The sequence below is a fragment of the Flavilitoribacter nigricans DSM 23189 = NBRC 102662 genome, from assembly GCF_002646595.1.
GTDB classification, from domain to species: Bacteria; Bacteroidota; Bacteroidia; order Chitinophagales; family Saprospiraceae; genus Flavilitoribacter; species Flavilitoribacter nigricans.
In genome coordinates this window covers 62876-87538 of record NZ_PDUD01000037.1, presented here as the reverse complement: position 1 = coordinate 87538, position 24663 = coordinate 62876, and the positions used below count along the sequence as shown (strand labels likewise).

18 protein-coding genes are annotated in these 24663 nt (G+C 49.2%); 3 read left to right on the top strand and 15 right to left on the bottom strand.

Annotated elements, in window-relative coordinates:
* Positions 1-9: 9 nt before the first annotated feature.
* From CRP01_RS30615 to aldA, 8 genes are all read right to left on the bottom strand, one after another.
* A complete protein-coding gene (locus CRP01_RS30615) occupies positions 10-1305 on the bottom strand; it encodes an MFS transporter (RefSeq protein WP_099153885.1) in 1296 nt (431 codons plus the stop codon).
* Positions 1306-1357: 52 nt separating this feature from the next.
* Positions 1358-2524, bottom strand: a complete 1167-nt coding sequence (gene dgoD, locus CRP01_RS30610) for a galactonate dehydratase (protein WP_099153884.1) — start codon at positions 2522-2524, stop codon at positions 1358-1360.
* Positions 2525-2836: 312 nt separating this feature from the next.
* Positions 2837-3958 carry a glycoside hydrolase family 117 protein gene (locus tag CRP01_RS30600; protein ID WP_099153882.1) on the bottom strand — a complete coding sequence of 374 codons (1122 nt, stop codon included), beginning with the start codon at positions 3956-3958 and terminating at the stop codon, positions 2837-2839.
* Between the two features lie 183 nt (positions 3959-4141).
* Entirely contained in the window at positions 4142-5416 is a 1275-nt protein-coding gene (locus CRP01_RS30595) for a TRAP transporter large permease (RefSeq protein WP_099153881.1), read from the bottom strand.
* Positions 5416-5874, bottom strand: a complete 459-nt coding sequence (locus CRP01_RS30590) for a TRAP transporter small permease (protein WP_099153880.1) — start codon at positions 5872-5874, stop codon at positions 5416-5418. The genes CRP01_RS30595 and CRP01_RS30590 overlap by 1 nt, the downstream gene beginning before the upstream one ends.
* Before the next feature lie 52 nt (positions 5875-5926).
* Positions 5927-6907, bottom strand: a complete 981-nt coding sequence (locus CRP01_RS30585) for a TRAP transporter substrate-binding protein (RefSeq protein WP_099153879.1) — start codon at positions 6905-6907, stop codon at positions 5927-5929.
* A 2-nt stretch (positions 6908-6909) separates the two neighbouring features.
* Positions 6910-7923 carry an L-rhamnose/proton symporter RhaT gene (locus CRP01_RS30580; RefSeq protein ID WP_099153878.1) on the bottom strand — a complete coding sequence of 338 codons (1014 nt, stop codon included), beginning with the start codon at positions 7921-7923 and terminating at the stop codon, positions 6910-6912.
* A gap of 32 nt (positions 7924-7955) precedes the next feature.
* Entirely contained in the window at positions 7956-9401 is a 1446-nt protein-coding gene (gene aldA / locus CRP01_RS30575; RefSeq protein WP_099153877.1) for an aldehyde dehydrogenase, read from the bottom strand.
* A 300-nt stretch (positions 9402-9701) separates the two neighbouring features.
* On the opposite strand from aldA, the gene CRP01_RS30570 reads away from it, so the two are divergent.
* Positions 9702-11303, top strand: a complete 1602-nt coding sequence (locus CRP01_RS30570; RefSeq protein WP_170110610.1) for a tetratricopeptide repeat protein — start codon at positions 9702-9704, stop codon at positions 11301-11303.
* 356 nt (positions 11304-11659) lie between these two features.
* On the opposite strand, the gene CRP01_RS30565 is transcribed toward CRP01_RS30570, so the two are convergent.
* On the bottom strand, positions 11660-11905 hold the full coding sequence (locus CRP01_RS30565; protein ID WP_099153875.1) for a hypothetical protein: 246 nt from the start codon (positions 11903-11905) through the stop codon (positions 11660-11662).
* Between the two features lie 467 nt (positions 11906-12372).
* Positions 12373-16443 carry a hybrid sensor histidine kinase/response regulator transcription factor gene (locus CRP01_RS30560; RefSeq protein WP_170110609.1) on the bottom strand — a complete coding sequence of 1357 codons (4071 nt, stop codon included), beginning with the start codon at positions 16441-16443 and terminating at the stop codon, positions 12373-12375.
* A 690-nt stretch (positions 16444-17133) separates the two neighbouring features.
* On the opposite strand from CRP01_RS30560, the gene CRP01_RS30555 reads away from it, so the two are divergent.
* Entirely contained in the window at positions 17134-17352 is a 219-nt protein-coding gene (locus tag CRP01_RS30555) for an HVA1 family protein (protein ID WP_099153873.1), read from the top strand.
* Positions 17353-17685: 333 nt separating this feature from the next.
* On the opposite strand, the gene CRP01_RS30550 is transcribed toward CRP01_RS30555, so the two are convergent.
* From CRP01_RS30550 to CRP01_RS30540, 3 genes are read right to left on the bottom strand one after another with little or no spacing between them, the layout of a single operon-like run.
* A complete protein-coding gene (locus CRP01_RS30550) occupies positions 17686-18045 on the bottom strand; it encodes a TIGR04076 family protein (protein ID WP_099153872.1) in 360 nt (119 codons plus the stop codon).
* Between the two features lie 44 nt (positions 18046-18089).
* The gene (locus CRP01_RS30545) at positions 18090-19481 is read right to left on the bottom strand and encodes a Na+/H+ antiporter NhaC family protein (RefSeq protein WP_099153871.1); all 1392 of its coding nucleotides are present in this window, start codon (positions 19479-19481) and stop codon (positions 18090-18092) included.
* Entirely contained in the window at positions 19478-20533 is a 1056-nt protein-coding gene (locus CRP01_RS30540; protein ID WP_099153870.1) for an aldo/keto reductase, read from the bottom strand. Before CRP01_RS30540 ends, CRP01_RS30545 begins: the two co-directional genes overlap by 4 nt.
* Before the next feature lie 255 nt (positions 20534-20788).
* Here CRP01_RS30540 and CRP01_RS30535 point away from each other — a divergent pair, with 255 nt between their 5' ends.
* Entirely contained in the window at positions 20789-22177 is a 1389-nt protein-coding gene (locus CRP01_RS30535) for a sensor histidine kinase (RefSeq protein WP_099153869.1), read from the top strand.
* A gap of 85 nt (positions 22178-22262) precedes the next feature.
* Here the strand turns inward: CRP01_RS30535 and CRP01_RS30530 are convergent, their stop codons facing one another.
* A complete protein-coding gene (locus tag CRP01_RS30530; protein ID WP_099153868.1) occupies positions 22263-22751 on the bottom strand; it encodes an acyl-CoA thioesterase in 489 nt (162 codons plus the stop codon).
* Between the two features lie 148 nt (positions 22752-22899).
* The gene (locus CRP01_RS30525) at positions 22900-24462 is read right to left on the bottom strand and encodes a DUF1593 domain-containing protein (protein WP_099153867.1); all 1563 of its coding nucleotides are present in this window, start codon (positions 24460-24462) and stop codon (positions 22900-22902) included.
* Between the last annotated feature and the right edge of the window lie 201 nt (positions 24463-24663).

The following is a 24663-nucleotide window of genomic DNA, read 5'->3' as shown; positions in this document are numbered from 1 at the left end:
CATCTGGAGTTACTTCCTGTCCGCAATTCGCTCCACTTTCCCAATTAAAAAAAGGTAAGAACAGAAACCCAGGAAGGCGATAGCACCAATGTAGAATAATGCGGGTTCAAAACTGCTGTCCGTCACCAGATAGCCGATCACAATGGGGGTGAGTGCAGCGGCAAGTCCACCGATGAAATTAAAGACCCCGCCGATCAGCCCGATCAGCCGCCGGGGAGCCAATAACGAGATAAACACCCAGGCAATAGAAGCCAGACCGTTTCCGAAGAAAGCCACTGAAAGGAAAAAGATCACCCAAAAAGTACTATCCGTGTAATTGGCCCCAATGATGGAAACGGACAGTAACATACCGATGAGGATGGGCGCTTTGCGGGCAATTTCCGGTGTGTACCCTTTTCGTACCAGCGCATCCGAAGTAAAGCCGGATAAGAGTACCCCCACAAATGCAGCCAGGAAGGGCACGGAAGCCAGAAATCCCGATTTTATAAAATCCAGCCCCCGGTATTTGACCAGGTAGGTTGGGAACCACGTTAGAAAAAAGATAAAAAGCGATCCGAGGCAAAATTGCCCCAGATATACCCCCCAAAGCTTGCGATGAATGAATGCTTCTCCCAGATCTTTCCAGGAAAAAGTATTTCTTTCTTCATCGGTAACACTGGTTTCGATCAGTCCACCATCGGCGGCGATCAGCTCCAGTTCGGCCCGGTTAACGCCCCGGTGCTCCTGCGGGGAACGATACAAAAAATACCAGGCCACCGCCCAGAAGATCCCAATAGCCCCCGAAATAAAAAACAACCCACGCCAACCGAGATAGGTTTGGATCAGGATCAGCGCCGGCGTCAGGAAAGCCAGTCCGATAAACTGGCCCGAAGTGTAGATCGCAATGGCACTTGCCCGTTCTTTTTCCGGAAACCAGCTGGTGACGATCTTATTGTTAGCAGGGTAGGAGGGAGCTTCAAATACCCCGATAGCAGCGCGACAGCCCACCAGAGCCGCAATCGAATTGGCAAAGCCCTGGACCAGCGTGGCCACCGACCACAGGATCATGATGGCCGGGTACAGGATCCGCGGACGGATCTGATCCACCAGAATACCGCCGGGGATCTGAAGGGCCGAATACGTCCAGGCGAAAGCCGAAAAGATGAGCCCCATTTGCACGGTAGTCAGGCCCAGCTCGTCACTGATCGCAAAAGCCGCAACAGAAATATTGCTACGGTCCATGTAGTTGATCACTACGGTCACGAAGATCAGCGCCAGAATTTGGTAGCGTTTGCGGGTTGGCCGGACGGGTGGTTTGGTGTTCATTGGTAGTTATTTTACGACGTATAGCCTGAAGCCTGGAGTTCTCCATGATCATTCACCACTCGGTAACGGAGCCATCAGGATTGCGCCAGATCGGATTCTTCCAGTCGTGGCCGGTCCTGGCAGCTTCCCGAACTTTATCTTCATCGATCTCAATGCCGAGACCGGGGGCCGTTAGTAAGGGTACGTAACCGTCTTTCAGCCCGAAAACTTCGGGATCCACCAGGTAGTCCGTCAGGTCAATATCCTCGTTATAATGTACCCCCAGGCTGGTTTCCTGAATGAGGGCATTGATGCAGGAAAAGTCAATTTGCAGGGCAGCGGCCAGAGAGATCGGCCCCAACGGGCAATGCGGAGCGATCGCTACGTCATAGGCTTCAGCCATGGTAGCGATGCGTTTTACTTCGGAGATCCCGCCGGCGTGACTCAGATCGGGCTGAAGAATATCCACCGTACCGTCCTGTAATATTTTTTTAAAATCCCAGCGGGAGTACATTCGTTCTCCGGTGGCGATCGGAATAGCCGTAAAATTGTGAAGCGCCGAGAGGCTGTCGTTGTTTTCGGATAATACCAGTTCCTCCAGGAAATAGGGATGGAAGGGCTCCAGCGCCTGGGCTATCATTTTGGCCATTCCTTTATGCACCCGGCCGTGCAGATCCACTCCGATAGGATATTGATCGCCGATGGCGTTGCGCACGGCGGCCAGTCGCTCGGCGGCAGCATTCACCTGATAGGGGGCATCAATCCATTCCAACTGATCGGTGACGGTCATTTTCACGGCCGTAAAACCGGCAGCAACCCGCTTTTTGGCTGCTTCCGCCAATGCCTCCGGCGTATCGCCGTGTATCCAGCCGTAGATCTTCATCTTATCCCGTACCGCGCCGCCCAGTAATTCGTACACCGGTACGCCGAGCGCTTTACCCTTAATGTCCCACAGCGCCTGATCGATCCCGGAAAGGGCACTCATCAATACCGGACCGCCCCGGTAAAATCCTCCGCGGTAGATCATCTGCCAGAAATCCTCGATCTTATTGGCGGGGTGACCGATCAGATGGGGCCTAATTTCCCGGATGGCGGCAGCTACGGTCTCGGCCCGTCCTTCCACTACGGGTTCACCCCAGCCGCTTATTCCGCTTTTGGTTTTTAGCTTTAGGAACAACCAGCGGGGTGGTACTTTGAACAATTCCAATTCGGTAATTTCCAGGCCGGATAGTGGGTGCATGAGGTGATGGTTTGATGGTTTGAGCTACATTATATGCATTCAGTTACAAAAAGATGATAATAGGCGATAAGGCATTTCTGATTGGTCAGATGGTTAAATGGCTAGTATGGTTCCGCCCGGCTTTCCCTTTTCCAGTACAAATTAGGTGGAGACAGCCTGATTTATACCCTGCAGATAGGGCAAAGATAGACTCCGTTTATCCTTCAATCAATGCAACTTTGCCTCCACCTGCTTTTACGAAGGTAGGTAAAAGATTCTTGGAGATTTGATGATATAGGGACTTTCCCCACCATCTTTTCTCCAGTTTCAGGTCTATTTGCGTGCTCCACTTTCTCCCCGGGCCACGTGTGTCGATCGTCGGTAACCTTCGAAGCGTCGGATATATTGGTAATCGCCCGTTTTATATTCGTGGGTAAGGCCCCATTCCAAAGCGGATAATGGCGATTTTTCGGTATCCAGGCTGCGGTTGAGACCGATGGCATGCGGCGCCCCTTTGATCACGGACTGGATCTCGAAGTTGATCCCGTCGGGTGCCCACTGGATGGTGTTTTTTTCCGGTCCGTCGGTAGTGATCAGGGAGGCGATACCACCATCGTAGTGCCACACGCAGATCTCGTGGCCACTGTTGGAGATGGGGTTGTAGGGAGATTTTACGTAGGGTCCCAACGGATCATCCGCAATTGCTACACCGTGCCGGATCTGTCGGCCGCCGAAGGTGATCTCTTCACCCATCTGTTCTCCCTTGTAGTACAGGTAAAATTTATCGTTAAAAAACAGCAGGCAGGGATCGTGTACTTTATGGCTGTCGAAATCCCCTTTTTTGACCACTTTAAAGCGGTTATCTTCTTCACCGTCCCAGATCCCGTTATCGGCCGGGCTCAGGATCGGTTCTTCACTTTTGGTCCAGGGGCCGTACGGGGAATCCGCCCAGGCCAGGCCGACCTGATTTTTCACCCGCACTACATAGGGGGATTTCACGGTTTGGTATACCAGATAGTACTTGCCTGCATGCCGGAGGATCTCAGTAGTAAATACACTGCGATCATCGTAGCTCCCTTTGGGCCCTCTGGGCACGGCCATACCCTCCTCCTTCCAGGTCCAGCCGTCATCTGAGGTAGCGTACCAGATATCACATCGATCCCAGGGAAAGACCTTCTCTTTTTCGATATCACCAGCAAAACCCTGGGTGGAGCCGGTACTTTTGGAGTACCAGACGAAGTATTTCCCGTCTACCTGAATGACGGCGCTGGGATCCCTCCGCACCACTCCTTCTTCGTAGGCAAGATCTCCCTTGAGATCATGTACTTTGAACTCGGCAAACCACTCATTGCCGAGGTCAGGCCAGGCCAGAGCCCGCTTAGAGGCTGCGCTGAGATATTCCCGGTTGGTAATGCCGAGTCGATCCAGATCTTCGTCCGTAATTTCTTTTTCCATCGTTGTTGTTTCCGATTTTTGCGGAGAAGTTGTTTCGCATCCCGGCGTAAAGGCAAGCGCCAGTAAACCACCTAAAAGGAGGATATTACGGAAGCAGCACTCCGGGTGAAATAACTGCCACGGAGCCCTAAATTGATCATTATTCCCTTTCATCAGTTGTATAATTTTAATCCAGTTAGTTTTTCAGTCCATAAAGAGCTGTGGTAAAAACAGCGATAATTCCGGAAAAAGGCTGACCAAAATCAGCACGAACAAGCTTACCAGCAGGAAGGGCAGACTGGCCTTACTCACTGTTCCGATCGAAACTTTTCCAATACTGGAAGCCACAAACAGGCATACACCCACCGGTGGGGTCGTTAGTCCGATGATCAGATTCAATACGGCAATGACCGCGAAATGAATGGGATCGATGCCTACCGTCACGGCGACCTTAAGCAGGATCGGGAAGAGGATCAGCAGAGCGGCAATGGTCTCCATAAAGGTGCCGACGAAAATGAGCAAAAGATTGATCAGCAGCAGCACCAGGTATTTATTTTGGGTAAAATCCAGAATTCCGGAGGAGATCATCTGTGGCAGTCGCTCGGTGATCAGGATCCACCCGAACAGATTGGCAAAACCGATCAGGATCATCAGGGAAGCCGAGGTTTTCATGGAATCCAGAATGATCACCTGCACATTCCGAAAATTCAGGCGTTTATACACCAGTTTTCCGACCATAAGTGCATACACAACCGCGATGACCGAAGCCTCCGTTGGTGTAAACACCCCACCGATGATGCCGAACAAAATGATCAGGGTCATCAGTAAGGCCCAAAAAGTATCGATAAAACCCCGGGCAATCTCCCGCCAACTACTTTTCGGGTATTTCGGATACTGCCGGCGCAAAGCGATCAGGTAGGTAAGTACCATCATTCCACCTCCCAACAACAAACCCGGAATAGCTCCAGCAAGAAACAGCTTACCAACGGATAAGCCGCTCAAGGTAGCCGCAATGATCATCGGAACACTGGGTGGTATAATCGGACCTACCGTAGAGGAAGCCGCCGTCACGGCACAGGAAAATCCGGCATCATAGCCTTCTTTTTTCATCGCCGGGATCATCACCGAACCGATACTGGCCGTATCCGAGACCGCCGTACCGGAAATGCCGGCAAAAAGCATGGAAGCGCCAATATTGGCGAGCGCCAGGCCTCCCCGGATATGCCCGGTAAGCCGGTTACAAAAAGCTATGATCTTTTCCGTCAGGCCACCGTGATTCATCAAATTACCCGCCAGAATAAAACCCGGTACGCTAAGTAGTACAAAAACATCGATGCCCGAATACATTTTCATGGGAAGGACCACCAGCGGGATCCCGGCTACCAGGATATAAGCCAGGCAGGAGAGCCCCAACGCAAAGGCAATGGGAAAGCGCAGCAGCAGGCAGAGGATGAATACAATTATCAGTACCCCAATCATCATCGGTGGTTTTTAATGGCTTTTCTCAGGTCCAGCGCAGCGTAATAACTCATCGATGCTCCTAACACCAACATACTGAAAAAGACAAATGCCATCCGGATCTGCATACTAGGGGAAAACTCCTGATATCCCCGGAGTATAAAGGGTATGGCAAAAATGCCTAAGACGGCAAACAACAGTAGCGTAGCGGCCGGAATGATCAGCAGCAGCCGGCGCTGAAAAGTGGCCGGCAATCTATTGAAGAGCACATCCAGGTGAACGTAATATTGCTGCTTTAGGGCCAGACCGGCCGCGAAGGCGATGGCATAAATAAAGCACAAACGGGCTACCTCTTCCGTCCAGGGCGGCGTATTGGCCAGAAAAAACCGGGCAAAGATCTGCAGTAGCACACTACCGATGAATCCGTAGGCGCTTAGCAGGGTGCCGTATTTTAAGTAGGTGGATATTTTTTGTTTCATGTTTGAGGGTTGATGGTCGACGGTCGACGGTTGAGGGTCGACGGTTGGGGGTTTATTGGTTTTTGGAAGTAATGAAGTCCTGGTAGAGGGCCTGCATTTCGGGAGATAAACTGTTGTATATCGCCTCCCGGCAACTTTCGGCGAAGGCCTCCTTGTCCACCGCCACGAATTGCATGCCTCTGGCTTTCAGCGCTTCTTTTACCTTCTCCTGACTCTCCAGGAAGAGTCGGCGTTCATAGGCCTGCATATCCAGGGCAGCCCGGAGAAAGATCTCCTGTAAGTCAGGCGGTAGCCGCTGGAATTGTTTTTCTCCAACCACCGGATAACTCCAACTCATGACGTGTTCGGTCAGGTTTACATATTCCTGCACCTCGGGGAAACCCGCATTGAGGATCAGCTCAAAGGGATTTTCCTGGGCTTCGATGGCGCCCTGCTGCAGGGAAGTGAATACTTCGGAAAAAGCCATCGGGGTCGGCTTGGCGCCCATTGCATTCCAGGCCGTCACAAAGGAAGGTACGCTGGGTACCCGGATGATCAGTCCCTGCAGATCATCCGGGTGCCGGATCGGTCGGTTGGAGGTTAACTGCCGCGGTCCCCGTTCGAAAAGCGCGATGGGGCGCAGACCGGTCTTCTCCAGTACTTCGTTTTTGATGCGGGCACCCAACGGACCGTTAATCAGTGCGTCCTTATCCGTAGAATCCCGCAGTAAGTAGGGCAACTCGCAAAATGCGGCGATCTCGATCCAGTTGCTCAGCAGGGAGGCCGTCACGGTCATATCGATCACCCCGGCCTGGATGAGCCGGATCGATTCCAGTTCTTTGGCCAGTTGTTCCGATGGATAGACTTCCACCTTAATTTTACCTTCCGAGCGTTCGTGCAGGATCTCAGCGAAATACTGAAAAGCCTGAAACCAGGTATGCTCCTGATTGGCCCAAAGGCTGACCCGAAAGCGATAAACATCCGGTTCCGACGGTTTGCAGTGAACAAACAGCTGGAAAACAGCCAGTAATAATATGTACTTCCAGGACCTCATGATCAGGCAGTCAATCCGTTGCCGATCGCCACGATAATGATCCCGACGACCATGCAAAGCAAACCAAAGTAAAGGGAATTCCTGGCCTTAGGTGATGCCTTCACCCATTCTCCGGTGACCAGTCCACTGATAATAGCCGTAGCGACCGATGCCGTATTAAATATGGCATAACCTACCGTATTTCCCGCACTACCCAGCCGAAATGCCGCGTAGGCAAAAAGCGCCGAGGCCGCGTAATGGAACACCGCCATGATCAGAATGAGCCAGAAGTTTTTTCCAAAATGTGGCGTTCTAAAATCCGCCCAGGCCTGTTTACGATTGAGTTCCCAGCCAAAGTACAGCAGCATTACGATACCACCACTGATAAATATCGGGAACATCACAGCCACAGCCGTTACCCAGTCCGGATTACCGGCCGACTGACTGGCCTCATGCAAGACGGGGCGGCCGACCGCATTGGCATAGCTGAAGCCGGTAGCCAGCAGGCCACCAATCACAGCAATAAGGATGCCGGTGAGCACCGATCCCTTCTGTTCCGTGGTGTCGGTCTTTTTTTCATCCTGTTCCCGGATCAGGCCCGCACGTCCGTTGGCGATCACGCCCAGAAGTACCACCAGGATCCCGGCCATAATGACCGTGAAAGCCCGGGTGCCGGGTAGTCCATCTACGAAAAAGGGGAGGAGGGACCCGATTAGAATGACCGTACCAATGAAGAGGGAAAAGCCGAGAGAAAGGCCAATATGGTTAATGGCTTTGCCCCACATCATTACGCCAATGCCCCACAAAAAACCAGCGGCGCCCATTTTCAATAAAATTTCCGTCGGTACAGACCGAAACACCGCTCCAAAGCCGTCGATTAATAAAACAGAGGCAATGATGGGTACGACGAACATGGTTAGCATAAAAAACAGGCTCCAGGTATTTTCGAACTTGAAATCCCTGGTAAACTTCTCAGGAAGTGCGTACAGTCCCAACATTAAACCGGCCAGTACGGCCCAGGCTACTCCTGCGATCATAAGTTGTATTTTTCGTTTTGTTCAATTCCTGATCAGGTCTTGAACCTGATGTAAGAAGTCTTTTTTTCCAGATATTGCTCCAGGCCGTAGCGTCCGTCTTCACCGCCCGTACCACTCAGTTTTAAGCCGTTGTGGAAACCCTGGTGTTGTTCGCCGTGCCCCCGGTTGATGTATATTTCACCAAACTCCAATTCGTTTTGCAGGCGCATGATCTTATTGATGTCATTGGTAAAGACCATGGCGGCCAGTCCATACCTGGAATCATTAGCATAAGTGATGACCTCTTCGAACGTCTCGAATTTCAGAACGGGAAGCACCGGCCCAAAAAGCTCTTCGTGCACGATGCGCATGTCTTGTTTTACCTCGCCAAGGATGGTAGGGGAGAACCAGTACCCTCGCTCAAATCCGGGCCCATGGGGTCGTTGACCTCCCGTGAGTACGGAAGCGCCCGCAGCCACACTTTCAGCAACGAGTTGCTCTAAATGTTCCACTCCGGCGAGGTTCATTTTCGGACCGATATCCGTACTGGCATCCATGGGGTCTCCTACCTTAAGCTCCCGGACGCGGGCCAGGAAGCGGCTCATAAATTCATCGTAGATATCCTCCTGTACGTACATGCGTTCGTTGCAGGTACAAACCTGACCGCAATTATCAAATCGGGAATGGAGGGCACCTTCGACGGCCAGGTCCAGGTCCGCATCCGCAAACACGATGCAGGGCGCTTTCCCTCCGAGTTCCAGTTGCACGTGGGTAAGGTTTTCGGCCGCCGAACGGAATATCGCCTGTCCGGTAGGCGTGCTACCCGTCATCGTTACCATTTTGGTCAGAGGGCTTTCCACCAGTGCTTTACCCACTTCCACTCCGCCGGTAACCATATTGAGGATACCGTCCGGCAGTCCGGCTTTTTTAGCCAGATTGCACAATTCCAGAGTAGCCAGTGGGGCTTCCGGTGTTGGTTTCAGCACTACGGTATTACCGGTAATCAGGGCCGGACCTATTTTCCGGCCAGCCAGGGCCAGTGGGAAATTCCAGGCCGTGATAGCGACGACCACCCCTTTCGGCACTTTATGGATCCAGATCTGTTCATCCGGATGGTCGGAAGGCAAAATATCCCCTTCAATGTGTCGGGCCCACTCACAGGCGTACTCGATAAAAGAGCAGGTGACCGCTACTTCGAAACGGGCAACTTTCAGCAGTTTCCCCTGTTCCCGGGTGAGCAGATTAGCCAGTTCCTCCTGATACTTTCGGATCTCAGCGGTGAATGCCCGCAGGTGTTCCGCTCGGCTGCGGGGCGGTAAACGACGCCACGATCGCTGCGCGGCAGTTGCCGCCTGCAGTGCCCGAACTGCATCGGCGGCGTTACCGTTCTCTACTGTCCCCACGATCGTCTCATTCATGGGATTAACGATCTCGTCGATCATCCCGGTCCCGGCCGTTACCCATTGCCCGTTTATGAAAAGCTGGTAATTATTATTCATTTTTTAAAAATTGATGGTCCGCTATCCGTAGTTGCAGGAAGCGCTATCAGGTAGTACATTAAAGTTTTTCAGCATAGACATCCATACCGGCCGCCCAAACCGTTGGGTAAAAATGAGTGGATCTTCTCAAAAATCAGGCAAGAACAAACTAGACAAATACTGGACAAAGGCAATTTTTCTATTTGGTAGGCTGATTACGCCCCAAACATTATTTCGATATTTGTCAACAGAATTACGAACGTGTAAACAACAGCCCGAATACCAATGTCCAATACAACTAGACAAGTCTGGATTTTCATCTTGACATTACCTTTACTGGGACTCAACAATTGGGCATTTGCTCAGGTGGACAATGCTCAGACATTAATGAACGATATTCTGATCCAGGAGACGATTGACCTGCGGGAAGCGTACCCGGACAGTGCCATCTATTTGTTTGAGCTTTATCACGAGCGCTTTCTTGCAGAAGGGGACACCTTACGAGCCATTGAGGTGCTGATTCGCCTGGCCGGTGCAAACGGCCATCGGGCCAACTATAAGACCTCCTACGATAAGCTCTGGAAGGCACTATTTCTGGCGGATCAGATTGGTGATGATGAAGCAAAAGTAAGGGTCTACATCAATCTGGGGCGTTACTACAGTTTTTACAAAAGGCGGGAAGAAGCCCTGCGTTATCTATACCTGTCCCTGGACGTAAACAAAGAACTCATACAACGCGGGACGGTTTCGCGGGAAAACCTGATCAAAAGTTATTACGCCCTGTGCGCTACCTATCGCGAGCTCAGTGAACCCGAACTTGGGAAACTTTATCTGGACAGTTGCCTAACCGTCATGCCGGCGGGAAAGCGGTATATCAACGAACATTTTCTCGAATTCGAGCGGGCATTTCTGGTCAAGGGGGAAGGCGATTATCGCCGGGCATTACAGATCTACCAAAGTATTCAGCCGTGGTTTGCGGCCCATAGCCCGGCCTACCAGGTACTCCTGTTTACCTATACCGGAGATACCTATGTTGGGCTAAACAACTATCCGGAGGCGGAAAAATATTACCAGCGGGCGCTGGAAATTTCCGAAGAATACCACAGTCATATTGATTTTACGCCCTTGATCTACGAACGTCTTTCCAACCTCTACGTAAATAGGAACGATTTCCGGCAGGCTTATGAAAGTCTACGGCAGATGAAAGACCTGGACGAACGCTTTTTCGACAGTCGCAGTGAGAATAACCGGCCACTGCTGGAGATCCAGGATGCTTTCCGCGAGCAGCAGGAACAGACTCAGCAGTTATTGCGCGAGCAACGGCTGACGGAACTGGAACACCGCAACCGGGTATGGTTTCTACAACGGGCAATTCTGTTGGTTTGCCTGTTGTTTCTGCTCATCATTGGTTTTTTGTATTTCAACTATGTACGGTCAAAACACCGGGCAGAAAAACGCCTCATCCGTAAAGAACGCGAAATGGAAGTGCAAAAGGCCAATGAGCTGCTGGAGTTGAAAAACAAGGAGTTGGCCGCTTCCACGCTTAAACTGATTGAAAAAGACGAATTTCTCGCCTCAATCAAGGATAAACTTGCCGAGAAGAAAGAAGGCCTAAGTGCCGATGACGTCCGCCGAACCGTTCGTTCTATTAAGTTGAGCAGTACCAAAAACTGGGAAGAGTTCGAAGCACGATTTGTTGCTGTCAATCAAGGTTTTTATGAGTGCCTAAACGAGCGCTTTCCTAAATTAACCCAGGGAGACCAAAGATTATGTGCACTGATCAAATTAAATTTCTCCAGTAAGGACATGGCGAAACTGATGGGGATATCGGTGGAAAGTGTGCATACGACCCGTTACCGTCTGCGGAAAAAACTGAAATTGGCAAGAGCGGTTAATCTGGAGGAATTTATTGCGGGATTGTAGTTTGGATGTACCGGTGGTTATCCAATTATTAAAGAGTCCCCGGTTGGTCATTTACTGGTTTTGTGCACCTGGTAAAGGGAGCGCAATCGTATCCCAGCAATTGATGATTGCCTCCAGAATACGGCGGTGGCTTTTTATCCAATAGGGGAGAAGTATCTACCTCTTCAAACCCAATGAAGAAACGACGGGGACAGCAGAATGCTATCCCCGAAAACGTTCTCCAAGTAGATCGTTTGGGTTAGAGACGATCCTGATGTGGAAAATTGGAGCCAAACGGCTTTTGCACGTTTGTGATCAAAATGTTTCATGTGAGAAGGTCCGTTCCACCCGTATTTCGAGTTTAGAGATCCTTAAAATTAGTCCACAATAATATCTACGATGTCCGACGCGGTACAGTGGGCAGCGCCTATATTTTCAATAAGATGAATGGGTTTTCCAAAATGTTGAGCAAGCAGTTTTTCCAAATAAACCAGATGACCAAGGATCCGAAAATCGCTATTTAACATCTCCAGGGGATCATTCCAGGAGAATTTTTTACTGGAGACCTTAAAGTGATCCATTATTATTTGCTGGACCGCCGCAGCGATTTCTGGTCGATTCATAGTGCTATGGTTAAAATAACGATCGCCTAACGGCAAATGGTAATGACTTACTCATACTACTGGACATTTTGTTTTGATCAGGCGAAGACCGGGAGACCCGGAGATAGGAAGAAGGGATGTGAGCGTTGCTTTTCGCCCCCTCTACTGATTTCCCAGTCGCCCTGTCTATACTTCTCTTTTCTCATATGTGACTTACTGAGCCAGATATAAGAGACTGTTGACTGCCAGAAAGTAGCACAAACTTATTTACAAATGGGAAAGGGAAGTTGCACAAGTGTTACAATTTCTTGACGCTCTGTTACATCAAAACTAAGAGTGGCATGAAACTTTGCCCGGTCCCAGACGTCAAGCATCAGGACATTTTGGCTGCTCATACGTAAAATAAGTTTCGTCACTGATCCGAACCGGCACGCGCTTTGTTGCGGGACTATTATTCCGTAAGCATCGATGCAGCACCAAACCTCTCGTTAGTTCAAAAATTCCGAAGGGGACTTTCCAAAAGCGTTTTTGAAAGAGCGGGAAAAATGGCTGACGGAAGAGAATCCTGTCTGGTAAGCAATCTCCGAAACATTGCCTTTTCCCTCACGGATCAACCGGAGTGCTTCCTGCAAGCGCACTTTCTTTACAAATTCCGTGATTGACTGCCCGGTCAAAGCTTTCAGTTTACGGTAGAGATGAACCCGGCTGATACCAAAATGACGGCCAATTCGATCACCATTGAGATCCACGTGATCGATACGTTCGATTATATACTGACGTAAGCCATCGATGAATTCATCTTCGGATTGAAAAGCATCCTGGTGAACTACGGGAAAGTCTTCCTGATAACGGCGCTGTAATAAATGCCTGATTTCGAGTAATTGATCTATTCGCAGCACCAACTCTGCCGGACTAAAAGGTTTGGTAAGGTAGGCATCTGCGCCCCTTCTAATTCCTTCCAGGCGACTTTCCAGAGCGGACCGGGCCGACAGTAAAACCAGTGGTATGTGTGAAGTGCGAATATCTTCGCGTATTGCTTTCACGACAGCAAATCCATCTGCTTTCGGCATCATAATATCAGACACAATTAGATCCGGGATCACATGAAACGCCTTATCGATGCCTTCGACGCCATCCACCGCCTCAATGATATGGTAGCGATCGTCACCGATGCAGTGACGAATATATGCACGCATTTCCGGGTTGTCCTCAATGAGCAACAGCATAAATTTATTTTTCTGAGGCTTCGCATTCCGTTTCGGTAAAAGGTCGGGCTTCGGATTGATCGGCAGGTGGAGATCCGAAAATTTCGTCATACTCTCCCTGTGGGATATGATCCCAGCATCCTCCAGAACTGGGATGTAGAGTTCGAAGGAAGTTCCGTAACCGATCTCACTGGTCACCCAGACCTCACCACCCATTACATCTACCAGTTCTTTGACCAGGGCCAGGCCGATGCCGGTACCACCTTCTTGGTCCGAAGCAGTTGGGTCCGCCTGGAAAAAGCGGTTAAAGATCTGGGATAGCTGTTCCTTTTTTATTCCTACGCCAGAATCTCGGACATCCAGGCGGATCCAATGCTTGTCGGATTTTTGCACCCGCATCAGACTCACCTGTACTGCCTCCTGCTCTCCGGTAAATTTGAGCGCATTAGACAGCAGATTGTAGAGGATTTTGTTCCATTTTTCCCGGTCAAAATTCGTCTCCCAGCGCTCAAGAGGCGAAACGAAAGACAGTCGCTGCCTGTTGCTCAGGGCCAAAGGCTCAAATTCTTTAATAAGTTGCCTGGTATGGTCGACGATATCACCTCTGGACAGCTCTACTTTTATACTTCCATTCTCAATCTTGGCCAACTCGAGCATCTGATTGATCAGAACCAGTAACCGCCGGGCATTCCCCAGTACTCCGTTCAATCGCGGTTGAAATACCGGCGGCAGATCCGGATCACTAATAATTTGTTCCAGCGGACCGTTGATCAGGGTAAGCGGAGTTCGAAATTCGTGGGTAATGTTAGAAAAAAACCGGGTTTTTGCCTCGTCCAGTGCCTCCAGCGCCTTAGCCTGGCCGGCAATTATGGTTCGGTCCTGCTCAATTCTAAAATTCTGCTCGGATAACTGGCTGTTTATATTTTCCAATTCCCTGGTGCGTTTGCCTACCTCTTTCTCCAGTAATTCCTTGCTTTTCTTCAGTTTACTTATCCACCACCTTATAAACAGGAAGAGTATTACAGACAGGCCGGACAGAAACCACCATTGGAGATAGAATGGGCTTTTTACATGGATAGCCAATGTTAGCCTCTCTGCGGACCAGCCAAGACTACGGTTTTGCCCCTGAATGATCAGCTTATAGTTTCCATAGGGGAGATTAGTAAAACGGATGAATCCCTCATCGATAAAGCTCCAGCTATCGCTGTAACCATCGATCTTGTATGCATACCGATGTTGGTCAGCAGGCTCAAAGTCCAATAATGTAAAATAGAGTTCGAAGAATTTATCCTGCGGGCTGATGGTGATGGCATCAGCCTGCCTCAGGAGCCCGGTCCGATCGGTCATTTTGGTGTTCCCTTCTTCCAGGATATGGTAGCCGGTGAATGCCATTGAGCTGCGGTTCTCTCCCTCCTTGGTAAAGGTATCAGGCTGGAAAGCTATTAATCCCCCTAATCCTCCAAAATAGAGCGTACCATCCGCAGTCTGATGGTGAGCGGAATAATTGAATTCCGGATGCGGCAATCCTTCATCCGTTGAAAAAGTCCTGACTCGCATCGAAGACTTATCCATCTGCATGATTCCCTGGTCGGTAGGGATCCATAATTTATTATTGTCGTCTTCATAAACTGCATAAGTGAAATTGTTAGTCAGGCCATCATCAACGGTAAGTTGAGTATAATTGATCTCCGGATTTAACCTCAGCGATCCATTCCCAGATTGCAGTGGTTCCCATTTGATTATTCCACCGCCTTTAGTAGACAGCCAAAACACACCATTGCCATCTTCATAGATATGCCGGATATAATCCATCGGCAGATCCCCGCGGGCGCGGGAATAATGGCGAGCAAGGCCCTGTCGTTTATGGAGTAGAAAGATACCATTGCTGGTGGCGAGCCAATATCCTATGGAATTTTCGTGGATAAAATTGACCTCACTCTGTTCCAGTATTCGTTCCTCAATGCTTGGGGGTTGAGCATAGAGCTCATACGGTAGAATTGCCTTAAGGTGAATATCCAAAAAGGCGACACCCCTGTTGAGACCAACGAGATAACGTCCATCCGTATCAGTTTTCTTGATACAATGTACCAGGGTCTTATCCAGAGAATACGGTAAATATTCCGTTCTTTGGCCCGTTTTCAGATCTATATCGAATCCGATCGGGCTTTTACCGTAGGTTCCCGCCCATACTATACTATCGGCAAAAAGTAAAGCGTAGGCTGCTCCGGAGCTATTCGGGATTTCCGAAGTTAGCTTCTTGGCAGGGTCCCACTTAAAAATTTTACTGTTGAGAAAATATATTTCCCCATCCCGGCCCTCGACAATACTCCGGGAATCGGACAATTTTTTCTCCTTTTTATGGACCTGCAGAAAAGGGTTTTCCCTGGCGATTGCCTTGAAAATCCCCGTAGAAGAAGGAAGCCACAAACGATCCGGGTCCTCCACAAAGTCGAAAAAGTTGGTATCCACCCGCTTATCAGCTATAGTATTGTAGTTAGCGATCCAATGACCGCTTGTGTCAAACAGGTGAAGTTCATCCTGCCATTTTACAAACCACCAACCCTCGTTATGCCGATGCAAAAACGGCCTTTTAATCTGAGGGGAGATCACCTGACCATTTCGTTCCAGGCGCAGCGGAATCAGTCTTCCCTCCTCGTCTTTTCGCACGATACGAAGCTGGTCCTTGCCGGGATCGTGCATGGCGAGCCACAAGGTCGAATCAGAACCACTCCATATCCCCCGGATCTGTCCGCTCAATTTCAGTTTTTCCAATACTTTACCGGACAGGTCTATCGCTATCAAAGTATCCTTCCATCCCAACCAGATACGCTCCTGGTCATCAATAGTTATATACTCGAAAAAAGTATCTTTCAAATGAAAAACACTTTCGAACTGACCATCCCGGTGGAGGAAGAGTTCTCCTTTACGGGTATGCACCCATAAGCGCTTTTGAGGGTCAATTAATGTGGGTAAGCACACGTCCTGTACTTCAAAAGGAGCGGCATCTCCAAAGTGGGTCGCGAAAGGAACAGCTAATTCTGCTTTAGGGTCAAAAATATCTATAGCGCCCACCGGTGAAGGATCCGGAATCAGGTGGAAGCCTTCCCGATAGAAGAGCCAGATCAGGCCCTGCTCATCTTCCTGGATACGAACGATACCTTTATCAGCATGCAGGTGACTCGTTTTACGGTCGAATAGTCCAAAGTGCTGTCCGTCGTACCGGCTCAGGCCATAAGCGGTACCTACCCAAATAAAGCCCTGGCTACCTTTGTAGATAGAGGTAGTCATCAGATTAGCCAGACCCGCTTCAGTCGTGATCAACTCAGCCCGGGTAAGATAGTGCTGCCCCGACATTTCATTTGAGCCTAACAATAAAAGGAGTAAGTATACAATTGTCTTCCAAACGTTCATCAGCGACTGCTTTTACCAAAGGTCTCTAATTTAGTGAGCAGATACAAAATAACTTTATCTATTATATTGATATAATTTATCGATGTAACCTGCAGGCAAATCTTTGTAACACTGCCACAAATTTATGTTTAGAATTGCTTTTATCTTGACGCAGTCATAGTATAGTCCGCCAGGGCAGGATTTGTGAAAAGTTGACACCGCAATTTTTTGACTCGCAAGGCAAAAAACTAGCCGTACGTACGGACGGCTAGGCTTTTTAACGTTGCAAGGCAGGAAGAGAGTAGGTCGAAATTCATAATTCCCGCCTGGGAGGACAACAGGACGATTACCGTTTCGAGGGGGAAACTAAGTAGAAATCGTCCGGGGGATGATTTACAGTTAGGAACCAACACTAACCCAAGCAATTTTTCTATGGGGTACTTTGAGTACCCCATTTTTTTTTTGCAAAGAGAGTAGTAAAATTCTCAAACATACCGATAAGGAAGGTGCTCCGTATTTCAAAGGTCATTATAAACTAGTACCTTATAAATAACTATATGTTAAGTAGAAATTCCGATTTCCGACATTCAAATCCAAACCCGAGTACTTAAATTATTGTTTTATAATTACTTACTAATAAAAACCAATACAAATATGAAAAATAAAGGAGTCCGGGTTGAATGGAAAGAAGAAGAGAAAACCATCACCGGAAAAATCGTAGAACGATCTACCGAAATAACCGGTGAAATTATTGACGGTCAAATGGTTACCCGACGCGGAAGACCGGAAAATGAAGCGCTGCATATCGAGACAGCAGATGGGCAACCGGCGCTGAAATTGGAATCTGAAGTGACACTTAAGCCAAGAGACTAACTTTCAGAAAGATGCGTGTGTAGTCAACGTCAGTCTTTCCGCCGCGGGAAATAATCGTTTCGTATAGCTGTGAGCGCGCTTTTAACGGCTATTTCCCGCAATTATATATCCAGTTATACAAGTCGTGGACCTGTTTCGTACCTTTAGGATTGGAAAATATTAGCTGATTGCCAAAACAGAGGGAATCCCGGAGGTTTTGCAATCAGTTACTTTGTAGATTATAAAATGAGCTAAAATAAGGTCATTTTTAATGAACGCAAATGATAATTTACGTTGATTAAAATAAAAAATAGGACTTTTATATGGTATTAGCTGGTAAAGACGGCAGCGCTATTATTTATCCCCCTCCCAAGCAATCGGACTCACATCATCATGATCCAGCACCCGCCGGCCGGTCCGGTCGATGCGCATGATCAATTGGCAGGCGGGATCGGGGCAAATCACCCGGGCGTCCGTTTCCATCCAGTCGGAAGGGTGATTGATCCGCTGCTTGGCGGGGAGCAGGGGGATCGCCGATTGCAATGCGTATAAGCAAAAGTTTTTTCCCTCCGGCAGGGATATTTTACCACCTTTCATAAAGAAGCAATCGCCGACCGCCATCTCACAAGTGCAATGGCCGTTGATCGCTTCTACAAAAACGGTCAGATCGTACAATTCAAACTGATCGGGACGCAGGTTTTTATTGGGTTCCATAGCTGGTATTAATTTGAATTAAGAGTGATGCAAAGGCTGTAATTCTACCGATCACCTTTACGGCCATATCCAAAAAGTATTGCGGCCAGGGCAATCAGTAATATTCCCCACGAGATAAAGTTGAACAGACCGACCTGCAGCGGAGCAACTGAAGGTAGATTAAATTCAGTTCCGGATTGGGTGGTGTTGGCCATTAGGATCACCGGAATGCAATAGGGCAACAAAAATGGAAATACCGTAACCACCATACTCAATATATTGGCCCTTCTTTTGGAAGAGACCCCTTGTTGGTTTCCGGTTCTATTCGCAAATTCTGCAACCATCAGAATAGCGACGATGCTATGCGTCGTTAGGAGCACCGCTGCCCCCACCGTCCCGGCAATCCAGGATTCCGCCTGCCGCACATTATTGCTTCGCGTAGCCGCCAGGCGCACCAACTGATCGACCAAACCCGCGGCCTTCAAGGTAGCAACCAGCCCCATGAGGAGTATGGTAAAAAAGCTGATACCAACGGCCCGATTGATTCCATCGATGACCAGGCTTTTAGCGGTGAAGTTCTCCAGATCCAGCGAAAAGATCTCATTCAACGGTAAAAGTCCCAATACCCACCCCAGCAGGATGCCGAGCAGCAAGCCCAGCAACAGACCGTGCAGCAAGTGCTTCCCTCTGAGAAATAAATAGATGATGAAAAGCGGGATCAGCAACATCGGAAGGCCTTTCGGGTCACCGAGTAGTTGTTGAGTATCTGGTGTAGCTGCACCCTGGCCCAGGTAACCGGCAAGCCCGTAGCCGATCAGAGCTATTATAGCCGCGGGAAGGATATATTTGATCCTACTTTTAACCGTAGGTCCAATATCTGCCCCCTGGCTCAGGGCACTGGCGATAGTTGTATCCGAAATTGGTGCAATAAAATCGCCGAAGGTTGCTCCGGCAAGAATTGCTCCGGCGAGTATTTCCAGGGGCGCTCCCAGCAATCCTCCGGTCGGATAGAGGATGGGGCCACAAATAAGGATCGTCGCAAAGCTGGAACCCGTAGATAAAGACACCAGACTGCAGATGATGAAGCCGGTAAGCACAAACCCACCTCCGGACAAATTCAACTGACTGGAAAGCCAGATCAGGGCCTCTACCAATCCGGTACTGGCCATCAATACGCCGATGATGGAAGCCAGCATCCAGGCCAGGATCATGATCATCACGATCGACTGTGACATCCCTTCGACCACTACCTGGCTAAAGGCCGTTTTGTCCTTTACCAGCAGTAAACCGATACCCAGCGCCAGCAGTAAAACCGGCCAAAACCCACGTTCGTCCGGCGCACCGGACAAGGCGATAGCAATCACTCCAACCACAAAAAGGAGAAAAGGCAGCAATGCACCGATCATTCCCCCGTGAAAGGCTAATACCGCCGTGTTTTTTTCACCGACTGGATTCATTTTCGATTAAGATTGTATTTCATGATACGCCCGTGGCGCCCGTTTTTGTCGCGTTCCAGGCCATAAACGGGTCCGGATGGCCCTTCGGCGCGATCAATTTGGCGTTGGATAATTTCCAGGTCGCTCTGCTGGAGAGAAAAACGAGTGAGACTTTTTAACTTATCCAGATGATGCCGGTTTCGGGCACCAATGATCACGCCGGCAACCAGGGGGCGTTGCAACACCCACTGCGCCGCAACTTCCGCAATACCCACCTCGTATTTATCGGCTATGGATCTTAATACTTTCAGGGTAGCCTGAAAGAAGGCCCAGTCACCAAACTCTTCGATAATCAGGCGATATTTTGTCAAAGATCGGTTTTCGAGCGGACCGGTCGGATCAGGCATATCCAGATATCGATCCGTCAGGAAACCACCGGCGATGCTACCGTAAGCTAAAAAAGCAATACCATGCTGTTGCTGGATGGTCTGAAGATAACGTTCTGCCCGCTGATCCAGGATGGAGTACTGGATCTGATTGGAGACCACCGGAATACCCGCCTCAATCATTTCAGTCAAATGGGCGCCGTCAAAATTAGTCAGGCCAAGATGTTTTATTTTTCCGGCTTTCTGTAGTGCCGCCAGATGGAGTCCGGCTTCTACGTAACCCGGAATATTAAAGTCCCACCAATGGAACTGGACCAGATCCAGTTGTTCTCTTCCCAGACGCCGTAAGGATCTATCGATAACGGATTCGGTATCTCTCTTACTCAGGCTACCGAGCAAATTGTAGTCGGGCACATATTTGGTATGAATTTGCACCGGAGCCAGATCACCGCTGCTGAATTCATGCCGATAGGTTCTTAAGAACTGCCCGATCAGTTCTTCCACTCCACTGTAGATATCGGCACAATCAAAGGTCGTAATGCCGACATCCACAAAAGCCTTCATATCTTCAATAGCCCGCTGAGGTTGAATGGGGCCGTGTCCGCCCGCCAGATGCCATCCGCCCTTCAGGACCCGGGAGATAGTATATCCGGGCACGATTTCGGTCCGTGCGATTGCTGTATTCATGGCTTAAAGATGGGGAAAGTTGAGAGGATAGATGTAAAGCACTACAAAATTATTGTTATGGTTTCCAGTCAATTTATCCCGGCCGCCGCCTTGGGAGTCCGCACCGCACCGACCAGTAATCAACTGCAGGTTGATCAGTCGTCGATCAATTTTAAATGCTACCCGATAGGGATTGATTTATAAATTCTCCTATTTTTAAACGTCTTTGAGTAAACATTCTATGATCCAGTTCGGTTACCAGCGTTATAGAGTCGCATGAGGAAGCAATTACATTTATTGAGTGATGGGTTTAAAAAACCCCGGAGTATTACTCTGGCGTTGTCCTACATCTTTTTAATCTTACTTGTCGTTCTAGCCATCTTCTTTTACATTCAGACGAAAGCGAAACAACTGGACCGTGATTATCAGGCCAGTACGAGAGTGGAGGTAAATTTAAGCAACCTCTTATCCAATCTGCAAGATGCCGAGACGGGGCAGAGAGGTTATTTATTAACGCAAGACAGAAGATATCTGGGGCCTTTTTATTTAGCACGGGCTTCTAACCTGACCATTTTCAAAGAAATTTTTCAGGATATAGATGTAAACTCCGTGCCGGAAGGCAGGAAGATCAAAGATCTTACTGCCCGAAAATACGACGAGTTGGAGGCTACTATTGAATTGACACAGCAGGAGCGTTTGTCGGAAGCTCTGCAAATAGTAGAAACCGACGCGGGGCAAATGATGATGGATAGCCTTAGGATCCTTATTCACTCGCTTCGGGAGAAAGAAAAAAGTAAACTTGCGTTCAGTGTTCAAAAAATAAACCGTTTATACCTGGCCGGCAATATTGTATTCGTCATTTGCGGGATTACCATCCTGGGCGCATTAGTTTACGTTTTTCGCTTCATTCATCCTCGTTTAGATCAACTGTATCAGACCAATAAAGCGCTTAAGGAGCACCAAATAGTGATCGAGTCCAAGAACGAACAACTGGAGCACTTTGCCTACATCACCTCACACGATATAAGGGAGCCCCTCAAGAGTATAAAGGGATTCGTAGAACTCTTTGAAGTAGAATATTTTGACAAATTGGATCACTTGGGCAAACAATCTTTCCAATTCATCAAAGATGCTGCGGATAGAATGGATAGAATGATTACTACCATTCTCAATTTTTCCAATTTAGGTAAATCGGAAAAATTCGAGGAGGTAGATCTTAATACGACCATTCAGAAAGTGGAAAAGGACCTGAACGTTTTGATCCAGGAAAATAATGCTGAAATTAGGTGTGAAAATTTACCCCTAGTGGTAGGGAAAAAGGAACTGTTGAAGCTCCTGTATCATAATTTGATTGCAAATGCCATAAAATTTAAGCAGGAAGCGTTAAGTCCGAAGATTGATATTTCATGGAAAGAAGATGACCGCTATTGGACCTTTTTCGTGAAAGATAACGGTATTGGAATACCGGAAAAACACCATGCTACCATATTTAGATTTTTCTCCAGGCTACACCAGCAATCTACCTTCAGCGGGTATGGCATCGGATTAGCTTTTTGCAAAAGAATTGTAGAACTGCACGATGGTCACATGACCGTGTCGTCCCACGTTGACCAAGGTACCACCTTTAGTTTTCAAATTTCTAAACATTTAGACCATGAATCTTAAGCCGTTGGATCGGCTTATTGTTGTTTGAGGCCCCGGGATAATAAAGTCCCACTAATTAAACCTGACCAGATCCACCTCCCAGGAACTAAATCTCCCCAAAAATTTTGGCATGCTCCTTATGGATATCTTTCCGAAGCTCCATCAATACCTGGGCGTAGTCCGCTAATTTTTTTTCTTCCTCCGTGGTAGCTTCCCAATTGTGGACGGGTGTGGATTTTCCATCTTCATCGACGGAAACAAAAATGATGATGCAATTGGTCGTCTGTTCTTTTTCGATATTTTTGGGATCACCGGAATACACATCTACCATCACGTGGATGCTGGTTTTACCCGTATAGATGATCTTGGCGTTGACTTCCACCAGATGCCCAATGGGTATGGGCCGCAGAAAACGAATGCCGCCCACGTAGACCGTCACGCAGTAGGAACCACTCCAGGCGGTGGCACAGGAGTAACCCGCCTGGTCGATCCATTTCATTACCGTGCCGCCGTGCACTTTCCCTCCAAAGTTTACCGCTGTGGGTTCGGCTAAAAATCTAAGGGAGATCTGAGATGGCCGTTCATTCGATGTCATAGCAGATGGTGTTTGTTGTAAATTTATCGATAGGTGTACGCCTGACCTTCAGCATACACTGACCGAAGCCGTTTGGTGCATCCTGACGATACAAAACACGTCAGGATCAAACTACTTTACGCCGGATCAATATAGGAAAAGTATTGTCTTAATTCTCTATGACCGTAATGATCACCCGCCGATACCGCGTCAGGGATGGCTCTCCCTTGTCCGCGGCTTCGAAGATGAGGTGAATGGTTTGTCCTGCTACTGCGTCTTCGGGGATGGATACCTCCGCCCTGGTTTCATCCGGGTTGGAGATCGTCACTTCGCCGAGGTAGCTACCCGTATGGAATTGCCACCACCGCAGGGAAAGCTCATCTCCATCGGGGTCCGATGCCGCGCCGAAAAGCGGGATCTTTTGACCGGGAGCTGCCAGTAGTTGCAAGGGGCCTTGGACGGTTACTACGGGTTCATGATTGGCCGCCGCGTAGTCATCGGTTACGGACCAGTGCAGTCGATTGGCAAAATCCCGCTGGGCCTGGGGAAAAAAGTTGGGATCCGGTCTTTCCGCCTGATCCTGCCGACCGTTGCCGGCACCCATACTGGCAGCCATTTCCTCAGCGCTCGATCCGTTAGACATCGAAAAAGCATTGGCGTTTTGCCGATTGGGCACTACCCGGCCTCCCCAGCCGCCGTAGGTGCCCCGTTCGTAGGCCCGCAGTCCGTTTCCGAGCATGTTCATGAAGGTGTGGTTGTCACCCTCCCCCAGCCAGGAACCTTTTGCCTGGACCGGCAGCCATACGAAATAGCCCATATCCTTTAATTCCTGACTGGTATAGCCGGACAGGCCAAAATAATCCACTTTATCGCCGGGCACCATCTGCTTACCATCCCCCCAGACCCGGTACAGATCCCCCAGTGGTCCCTGATCCGATACGTGCGCTTTCATCCATTCCGGCGTGAGGAATCCGGCATTTTCCGGAGCGGCATTGATCTGCGCGCCGTACCCGTAGTGCGGACCGCCTCTGAACTGCCGGTATTCAATATTCGGCCAATTGGGCTTAATGTAAGTTGCGTAGGTATTGTCCTGATCACCGGACGGCAGCAGCACCACCTTGCGCGATACTTTATCCTGGATGGCCGCCCAGGCCGTCGTGTATTCGTATTCCTCCTGGATGGACTTCAGCGCCCGGGCGATGGTGCTCTGTCCACCCCAGGCCGTGATAAAGAGCTGCCCCGGCTGATCATCCAGGATCAGGGACCGGATCAGATCGGAGCCCGGAGAATCCTTCGAGATATCCCCGTCGAATTCAATATTGCCGAAGCGTATCTTTGATCGCAGGTCATCGGGAGACGGATAACTGGGTTCGTGAATTTTCAGATTAGGATAAACGGCTTCGTAGGCGTCCACTGCATCGTGGATGAAGCGCTCGTCCTCAGCCCACCGCCAGGATTCACAGGGACAGATGTCCATGCCGAAACGGGCGTACTCCCGCCCCGGTACAAACCACTTGGTGCCTTTCCCATCTCCCTTCCAGTGAAACTGGCTACTGGCGTAAATGAGGCCTTCAATATTCAGGTCGCTGCTGTAGAGCAAAAAACGAATGAGGGAATTATTGTCATCGAGTTCCGGGTCGGCAGTGACCACGATCCGTGGCCGGACCGGCTCCGGGGATGCCTGCGCCCCTACCCTACCGGAATAGAAGCAAAACATAATGCATGCAATCATGGGTAAGGATAGGGTTCTGTTTAGACTTGCGTTTTGTAGGCACATGGCAGCTTGGTTTTTCGTAGTAGATCAAAATTATATAACAGCAGGAAATACTATCACAAGAAAAAGAAAATCCCTATTGTATCAAAACGTAACAATAGGGATCTCAACCGTGGCGGTCGTTTTTTTTATACTAAAGATCTTCAGCCTGATAGCTCG

Bases quoted from the DNA above. Each gene is read 5' to 3' on its own strand.
- CRP01_RS30615 (WP_099153885.1), bottom strand. From the start codon at position 1,305: ATGAACACCAAACCACCCGTCCGGCCAACCCGCAAACGCTACCAAATT.
- dgoD (WP_099153884.1), bottom strand. From the start codon at position 2,524: ATGCACCCACTATCCGGCCTGGAAATTACCGAATTGGAATTGTTCAAA.
- CRP01_RS30600 (WP_099153882.1), bottom strand. From the start codon at position 3,958: ATGGAAAAAGAAATTACGGACGAAGATCTGGATCGACTCGGCATTACC.
- CRP01_RS30595 (WP_099153881.1), bottom strand. From the start codon at position 5,416: ATGATTGGGGTACTGATAATTGTATTCATCCTCTGCCTGCTGCTGCGC.
- CRP01_RS30590 (WP_099153880.1), bottom strand. From the start codon at position 5,874: ATGAAACAAAAAATATCCACCTACTTAAAATACGGCACCCTGCTAAGC.
- CRP01_RS30585 (WP_099153879.1), bottom strand. From the start codon at position 6,907: ATGAGGTCCTGGAAGTACATATTATTACTGGCTGTTTTCCAGCTGTTT.
- CRP01_RS30580 (WP_099153878.1), bottom strand. From the start codon at position 7,923: ATGATCGCAGGAGTAGCCTGGGCCGTACTGGCCGGTTTAATGTTGGGA.
- aldA (WP_099153877.1), bottom strand. From the start codon at position 9,401: ATGAATAATAATTACCAGCTTTTCATAAACGGGCAATGGGTAACGGCC.
- CRP01_RS30565 (WP_099153875.1), bottom strand. From the start codon at position 11,905: ATGAATCGACCAGAAATCGCTGCGGCGGTCCAGCAAATAATAATGGAT.
- CRP01_RS30560 (WP_170110609.1), bottom strand. From the start codon at position 16,443: ATGTCGGGGCAGCACTATCTTACCCGGGCTGAGTTGATCACGACTGAA.
- CRP01_RS30555 (WP_099153873.1), top strand. From the start codon at position 17,134: ATGAAAAATAAAGGAGTCCGGGTTGAATGGAAAGAAGAAGAGAAAACC.
- CRP01_RS30550 (WP_099153872.1), bottom strand. From the start codon at position 18,045: ATGGAACCCAATAAAAACCTGCGTCCCGATCAGTTTGAATTGTACGAT.
- CRP01_RS30545 (WP_099153871.1), bottom strand. From the start codon at position 19,481: ATGAATCCAGTCGGTGAAAAAAACACGGCGGTATTAGCCTTTCACGGG.
- CRP01_RS30540 (WP_099153870.1), bottom strand. From the start codon at position 20,533: ATGAATACAGCAATCGCACGGACCGAAATCGTGCCCGGATATACTATC.
- CRP01_RS30535 (WP_099153869.1), top strand. From the start codon at position 20,789: ATGAGGAAGCAATTACATTTATTGAGTGATGGGTTTAAAAAACCCCGG.
- CRP01_RS30530 (WP_099153868.1), bottom strand. From the start codon at position 22,751: ATGACATCGAATGAACGGCCATCTCAGATCTCCCTTAGATTTTTAGCC.
- CRP01_RS30525 (WP_099153867.1), bottom strand. From the start codon at position 24,462: ATGATTGCATGCATTATGTTTTGCTTCTATTCCGGTAGGGTAGGGGCG.